Origin of the sequence: Poseidonocella sp. HB161398, assembly GCF_005870025.1 — a bacterium.
Lineage (GTDB): Bacteria > Pseudomonadota > Alphaproteobacteria > Rhodobacterales > Rhodobacteraceae > Mangrovicoccus.
The window spans coordinates 1-5,730 of sequence record NZ_VATA01000146.1 but is presented as its reverse complement, the minus strand read 5'-3'; the positions used below and the strand labels follow the sequence as shown (position 1 = coordinate 5,730).

Below are 5,730 nucleotides of genomic sequence, written 5' to 3'. Positions count from 1 at the left end.
GGTGGGAGCGGCATGCAGCCGCTGCGTCATGAGAAGAAGCGGCGCCGTTTCTGTCAAGGCTCTCCTCGGCAGGACCCTGGTCCGACGGGGTCCGTGCCAGGCCGCAGTCGCAAATGCCGACCAGTGCGCGCAGGGCCGGTGGCGGCACAATCGAGTGCGGTGCCAGACCTGTTGGGGCGATCGCGGAGCCCCGTGACGGCGGACCGTCCTTCATCGCGCTGGCTGCGGTCGGGGGGCTGCGGCGCCTGGCAGCCGGGTGCCGCTGCGCTCCGCCAGTGGGGAAAGAGACCGCCCCCGTGATGACCGTTTCCGGTCGGTCGGCGAAGCGCATGCTTGCGCCTCGGCCACTGGCCCCGATGTCATGTCCGGGAGTTGTTGCGTTAATTCGAGCCCGTTGGCCCGCGGGTCTCGCAACTCGGTTCAGGCGATGCCGGCTGCCCATTTCCAGGCATCGAAGGCGTCCATCCGGTGGTGGCGGATGGCCAGCGCAGTCCGGCGGCGTGCCGGAACGGAGAAGCTGTTGCGGATGGCCGAGTGGATGGAGACGAAACGCTGCTGGCCACCGGGTGATCGGGAGCCCTGCATGGCGCGCTCCCGCTTCCGGAATGTCAGAAGGCTGTTTTCGGCTTGGTTGTCGAGGCCCTTGTGCGACCGGCGGCCGAGGCCGGGCGCAACCTCGCGCTTCGCCGCGCCGCAGGAGCGGAGCTTGCCGGTGACGATCCGCTTTGGGACGATACTGTTGAAAGACGCCAGGTGCGGTCGAGAGTGCCCTGCCGCCGCCCTGCGGTCAGAACAGCCCGAACAGTGCGCCAGCTGCCAGGAGGACCAGCGAGTAGGTCCACATGATCAGGAGCGAGCCGCGGATATGGCGGCCGATCTCGGCCCGCGCCAGCCCGATGGCCAGCCACATGGCAGGCGAGAACGGGCTGTTGAAGGTGCCGACAATGTTGCCGATCACCAGCGCATGCACCGTCTCGGCGGCCGGGACGCCCGCCGGGGTCGTGATCTCCAGCACCACCGGCAGCAGGCGGAAACAGTAGGCATCGGTCGAGAGGACCAGCTTGATCGGCAGCGCGACGAGGCCCAGCAGAAGGTGCAGCACCGGCACGGCGCTGTCCGGAAGGGCCGAGACCAGCGCGCCGGCCATCGAACGCAGCACGCCGCTGCCGTCCATGATGCCGAGGAAGCTGCCCGCGGCGAGGATGATTGCCCCCATGGTCAGCGCGGCGCTGGCATGGGCGCGGATGCGGTCCATCTGGATTTCGACCTGCGGGTAGTTGACCACCATCAGCACCGAGACTCCGATCATGAAGACATAGGCGGCGGGCAGGATGCCGCTGACCAGCGTGGCCAGGACCAGCACGAAGATCGCCGCATTGGCCCAGACCAGCTTCGGCCGCAGCAGCGCGGCTTCCGCCTCGCTCAGGCCCGGCCCGGCGGCGGCATCGCCGAAATCCGCGCGGCGCTGGCGCGCGACCTCGATGCCGGTGCCGTCGGCAGCGGCGATGGCCGCGTCGGGCGATCCGGCCGCCTCGATCCGGCGGCGTTCGCGGAACCCGTGCCAGGCCGCCAGCGCGAGGAGCAGGACCACGCCGGTCACCTGCACCGGGATCAGCGGCCGCCACAGCTCGGTCACCTCGATGCCGGTCACCGCGTCGGCACGTCCGGGCGGTCCCGCCCAGGGCAGCATGTTGGTCACGCCGGCGCCGGTCGCCAGCAGCATCAGCATCAGGTAGCGGCTCATGCCCAGACGCGCATAGAGCGGCAGGAGCGCCGGGATGGTCAGCAGGAAGGTCGTCGCGCCCGCCCCGTCGAGATGCGCGGCGATACCGATCGCCGCCGTGCCCATGGCGACGAAGACGACGTTGCCGCGGGTCAGGCGGATCAGCCCGTCGATGACCGGGCGGAACAGGCCGGTATCCTGCATCACCCCGAAGTACACGATGGCGAAGACGAACATCGTCGCCACCTGCATGACGCGGCCGAGAAGAATTCGGTCAGCTCCGCTGGGCCGTAGCCGGTCAGGAGCGCTCCGAGGAGTGGCACGAGCGTCAGCGCGACGATCAGCGATGCGCGCCCGCTGAGCAGCAGCGCAACCATGGCGATGACGATGGGAAGTCCGGAAAGCGCGAGCAGGTCTTCCTCCCTTGCAGGCCCGTTCGGTCCCGGTTGCCGCGTCCGGGAACGATCTGTCCAGCGCCCGGGGCGGTTTTCCGCCGCGGGTCAGGAGGAGGTCAGGATCAGGTCAGCCAGCAGTCAGGAAACTCTTCCTGAACGTGTCAGTCCGCCCGGATCGAATCCGCCCAAGCGGCCAGATGGCGCTCCCTCTTGCGGCGGTCCTGCCAGAGCAGCATCTGAGGACCGGGATGCAGCAGCATCAGCGTCGCGCGCTCTGCCCCGGTCAGGCCGGGCGGTCCTGAAAGAGGCATCAGCCCCGCATCGGCCAGTGCTGCCTGGCCCCCGACAGAGAGAAGGAAACGCAGGAGCAGCCCCGCCGCTTCCGGCTGGCGCGCGCCGCGATGGACGAGGCCGCTGCGCGGCACGGCCAGGTTGTAGTCTTCGAACAGCAGGATTTCGGTGCGGGGGTCATGGCGCGCCAGCGCATCGGCATAGGAGCCGAGCACGCCGGTCGCGATCAGCACCTCGCCGGTCGCGGTGGCGCGGAACATCTCCGCGCTCGTGGCGAACAGGCGCGTGCCGGTCCGGCCCATGATCTCGGTCAGCCGTGCCTGGTCCGGGCCGAGACCCGCCTTCTGGCTCGACAGCAGGTGGCCGATGCCCGAGCGGCGGATGTCATAGGTCGCGAGCCGTCCGGCCAGCAGGTCTCCGCGATTGCGCATCAGCGCGGCCAGTGCGGCATGGCTCCGCGGTTGCGGCAGCCCGGCGAAGGCAGCGCGGTTCAGGAGGACGACCTCGGGCTCCCGCGTGAAGCAGAAGAGCTCGCTGCGCCAGGAGGTGCCGGGCGCAACGGCCGGGGCGCGGCCGGGCAGGGCGCGCGCAAGGCCGAGATTGACCAGCTCCACCTGCAGATCGAGTGCCGGGCTGATCGCCAGATTGGGAGGCGGCTCCATGCCTGCGCCAATCCTGCGGTGCAGCGGCAGCGTGCCGATCTCGTGGTAGTCGACAGCGATGCCGGGATGGACGTCGGCAAAGGCCTCCAGAATGCGGGCGAAGACGTCCGTATCGGTGGCCGACCACAGGATCAGGGGCGGGGCGGCGCGCGTCCGGGTCGGTGCGGCCAGCCCTGCCAGCCCCGCGGCCAGCCCCAGCGCCATGCCCGCCACGGAAGCCTCGGCCCGGGATCGGGAGTCGGCGGGAAATCGAGCCGCACCGCCAGCCCTACGGCAGCACTGTCCTCCAGCCTCAGCCGGGCGCCATGGGCGCGGGCGACCTCGGCAACGATGGCGAGGCCAAGCCCGCTGCCCCGGCCGACACCGGCGGAGGCGAAGCGCTCCAACAGCTGCGGGCGCCGATGCCCGGGAATGCCCGGCCCGTCATCCTCGACCGAGAGCGTCGTGCCGCCGCCGGGAGCCGCATCCAGCGCCACGACGATCCCGGTGCCGGGCGGGCCGTGATTGCAGGCATTTCCCAGTAGGTTGCGCAGCGCCTCGCGCAGGCTGACGGGATCGCAGGGGACGCGGGCCGGATCGCCCTCTGCCAACCGGTCCTCGAAGGCGATCTCCGCCCGCGACAGCGGCGGCTCGCGCAGCGGCTCCGCCAGCAGGCCGCGCAGTAGCGGGCGCATCCCGGCCGGTTTTAGCGGCTGCACCTCGCCGCGATGGATCACCATGGCCTGGGACAGCAGCTGCGCCGTCAGCCGGACGGTGCGGCGCGACTGCGCCTCGGCTGCGACGAGCTGCGCGTGGCTCTCGTCGCGACCAGTTCGATCCGGCCCTGCAAGGCGGCCAGCCCGGAGCGCAGCTGGTGCGCGACATCGGCAATGAAGGTCTCGCGGCTGGCCTGCGCGCCCGCCAGCCGTGCCATGAACGCGTTCAGCGCGGCGACGAGCCGGGCGACCTCGTCCGGCGCTGCCGCGGCCACCGGCGCGAGATCGCCGGGGTCCCGTGCCGCAATGTCCCGGCTGAGCGCGGCCAGCGGTGCCAGCGCCGCCCTCGCGGCGACCGGCAGCAGGAGCAGGCACAGCGCTGTCACCGCCGCGAGTCCCGCTGCCGAGACCGCGAAGGCCGCCTGCATCTCGGCATTGCGGCTCAGCCGCGTCTGGCCAAGCTGGAGGATCATCCAGTCCAGGCCGTCCGCGCCCTGGACCGGCCGCGCGACGGTCAGCATCCGCACCTTGCTCGCCCGTCCAGCGGCTGTTGCAGAAGAGCGGCTCCGTCCGGGGATGATAGCCTCGGGGCAGCGCCAGGCCCGGACCGCCGGTAATCTCGCGGCCGCCCGCGGTTGTCACCCGGTAGATCACCCGGTCGCCAGCTGCGAAGGCCAGCGTCGCGAAGGCCGAGGCCGGCAGGTCGATATCCGCTCCTCCGGACCCGGCGACTGCATGATCCAGCATGGCCATCGCAGCGCTTTCCAGCAGCCGGTCATAGGTCCGGTCTGCCCGCGTTCCGGCCTGGATCCAGAAAAGCAGAAGGAGCAGCCCGAGAATAGTCGCCAGCCCTGTGCCGAGTGCCGCAAAGAGCCGGCCGGAGAGCGAGCCCGGCTCTGGGCTGCTCATCGAAGACCGCCATGCAGCCCAGCCCGCGGAAGGTACGGATCGCCAGCGGCCCGCCCGCGGTCTTGCGGCGCAGCCGGGCGACGAACTGCTCCATCCCGTTCAGGCTCGGGGCCTCCTCGAAGGTATAGAGCCGGTCGGCCAGCTCCTCCTTGGTCAGGATGCGGCCGAGATTGTCGAGAAGGATCTCCAGAAGCTGCAATTCCCGCGCCTGCAGAACGACCTCGGTACCGCCGAGCTCCAGCCGGCGCGCCGCGCGGTCATAGCGGAAACCGTCTGCCTCGACGGCGTTGCGTGCCCGTCCCGCGCGCCGGCGACCGAGCATCCGGCAGCGCGCGGCCAGCTCGCGCAGGTCGAAGGGCTTGACCATGAAGTCGTCCGCGCCGACATCCAGCCCGGTGACACGGTCCTCGATCTGGCTGCGCGCTGCGAGGATCAGCACCGGGGTCTCGTCGCCGCGCAAGCGCAGCTCGGAGAGCACCTTGAAGCCGCTGCGGCCGGGAAGGTTGACGTCGAGGAGCACGAGGTCGAACTGCGAATGCCGCAGCAGCTGCTCCGCCGCCGCACCGTCGGTCTCGAGCTACAAGGCCTGACCCTCGGCGCGCAGGCGCTGCGTGATGGCCGCGGCCAGCTCCGCGTGACCTTCGACGAGAAGGATGCGCATGCGAGGTCCTTGCCGCAGCTGCGCGGAAACGGCAAGGACATCCGTGGCTCCGGTGCCTCCGGCCGTCCCGGCGCCCGGTCGGTCCCGTTTCGACGACTTGCGGAAAGTGCCCCGCCGGCTGCTCAAAGCCGGCATTGCCAACTTGTTCGGGTTGTCTCGGTTGGCTAGGCATCCGGAATGAGAGCACCGTCCGAGATGCCGCGCCTGAAAGGCTACCGCTTCCCCCGCGAGATCGTTGCGTAGATCATGTCAACAAAAAACGGAGCCTGAACTGATGCGGTGGATGCCCCCATCCAACGGTATCTCGCATGCCATGATGGTTCCATCGGAACCGAACGGAGGGCACGTCAATGACGACGACGATCAGCATGCTGGCAATCGACCTGGCGAAGGG

General features: G+C 70.2%; 6 protein-coding genes and 2 pseudogenes. All 8 read right to left on the bottom strand.

Translation table 11 applies throughout. From position 1 onward, the window contains the following. Positions 1-420: 420 nt before the first annotated feature. The gene (locus FGX59_RS39960) at positions 421-585 is read right to left on the bottom strand and encodes a hypothetical protein (RefSeq protein ID WP_370296490.1); all 165 of its coding nucleotides are present in this window, start codon (positions 583-585) and stop codon (positions 421-423) included. A 202-nt stretch (positions 586-787) separates the two neighbouring features. Beyond that, positions 788-1,975, bottom strand: a complete 1,188-nt coding sequence (locus tag FGX59_RS35775; RefSeq protein ID WP_255471679.1) for an SLC13 family permease — start codon at positions 1,973-1,975, stop codon at positions 788-790. A gap of 304 nt (positions 1,976-2,279) precedes the next feature. After that, a complete protein-coding gene (locus FGX59_RS35770; RefSeq protein ID WP_240722870.1) occupies positions 2,280-3,275 on the bottom strand; it encodes an ABC transporter substrate-binding protein in 996 nt (331 codons plus the stop codon). After that, positions 3,203-3,745: a HAMP domain-containing sensor histidine kinase gene (locus FGX59_RS39135; RefSeq protein ID WP_240722869.1), complete on the bottom strand. Its 543-nt coding sequence runs from the start codon at positions 3,743-3,745 to the stop codon at positions 3,203-3,205. Before FGX59_RS39135 ends, FGX59_RS35770 begins: the two co-directional genes overlap by 73 nt. Before the next feature lie 68 nt (positions 3,746-3,813). Beyond that, entirely contained in the window at positions 3,814-4,287 is a 474-nt protein-coding gene (locus tag FGX59_RS39130) for a HAMP domain-containing protein (protein WP_138473331.1), read from the bottom strand. A gap of 67 nt (positions 4,288-4,354) precedes the next feature. Further along, positions 4,355-4,576 (bottom strand): annotated as a pseudogene (locus FGX59_RS39955) (sensor histidine kinase N-terminal domain-containing protein); the annotation flags it as partial. Then, positions 4,542-4,997 (bottom strand): winged helix-turn-helix domain-containing protein, encoded by a 456-nt coding sequence (locus tag FGX59_RS39125; protein WP_255471680.1) that lies wholly within the window; start codon positions 4,995-4,997, stop codon positions 4,542-4,544. The pseudogene FGX59_RS39955 and the gene FGX59_RS39125, both read right to left, overlap by 35 nt. A gap of 18 nt (positions 4,998-5,015) precedes the next feature. Continuing rightward, positions 5,016-5,234, bottom strand: a pseudogene (locus FGX59_RS39420) (response regulator); the annotation flags it as partial. Positions 5,235-5,730 lie beyond the last annotated feature (496 nt).

What these genes read in the sequence shown, in the direction of transcription:
- FGX59_RS39125 (WP_255471680.1), bottom strand. Translation starts at nt 4,997, where the DNA reads ATGCTCGGTCGCCGGCGCGCGGGACGGGCACGCAACGCCGTCGAGGCA.
- FGX59_RS35775 (WP_255471679.1), bottom strand. Translation starts at nt 1,975, where the DNA reads ATGCAGGTGGCGACGATGTTCGTCTTCGCCATCGTGTACTTCGGGGTG.
- FGX59_RS39135 (WP_240722869.1), bottom strand. Translation starts at nt 3,745, where the DNA reads ATGCGCCCGCTACTGCGCGGCCTGCTGGCGGAGCCGCTGCGCGAGCCG.
- FGX59_RS39130 (WP_138473331.1), bottom strand. Translation starts at nt 4,287, where the DNA reads ATGCTGACCGTCGCGCGGCCGGTCCAGGGCGCGGACGGCCTGGACTGG.
- FGX59_RS39960 (WP_370296490.1), bottom strand. Translation starts at nt 585, where the DNA reads ATGCAGGGCTCCCGATCACCCGGTGGCCAGCAGCGTTTCGTCTCCATC.
- FGX59_RS35770 (WP_240722870.1), bottom strand. Translation starts at nt 3,275, where the DNA reads ATGGCGCTGGGGCTGGCCGCGGGGCTGGCAGGGCTGGCCGCACCGACC.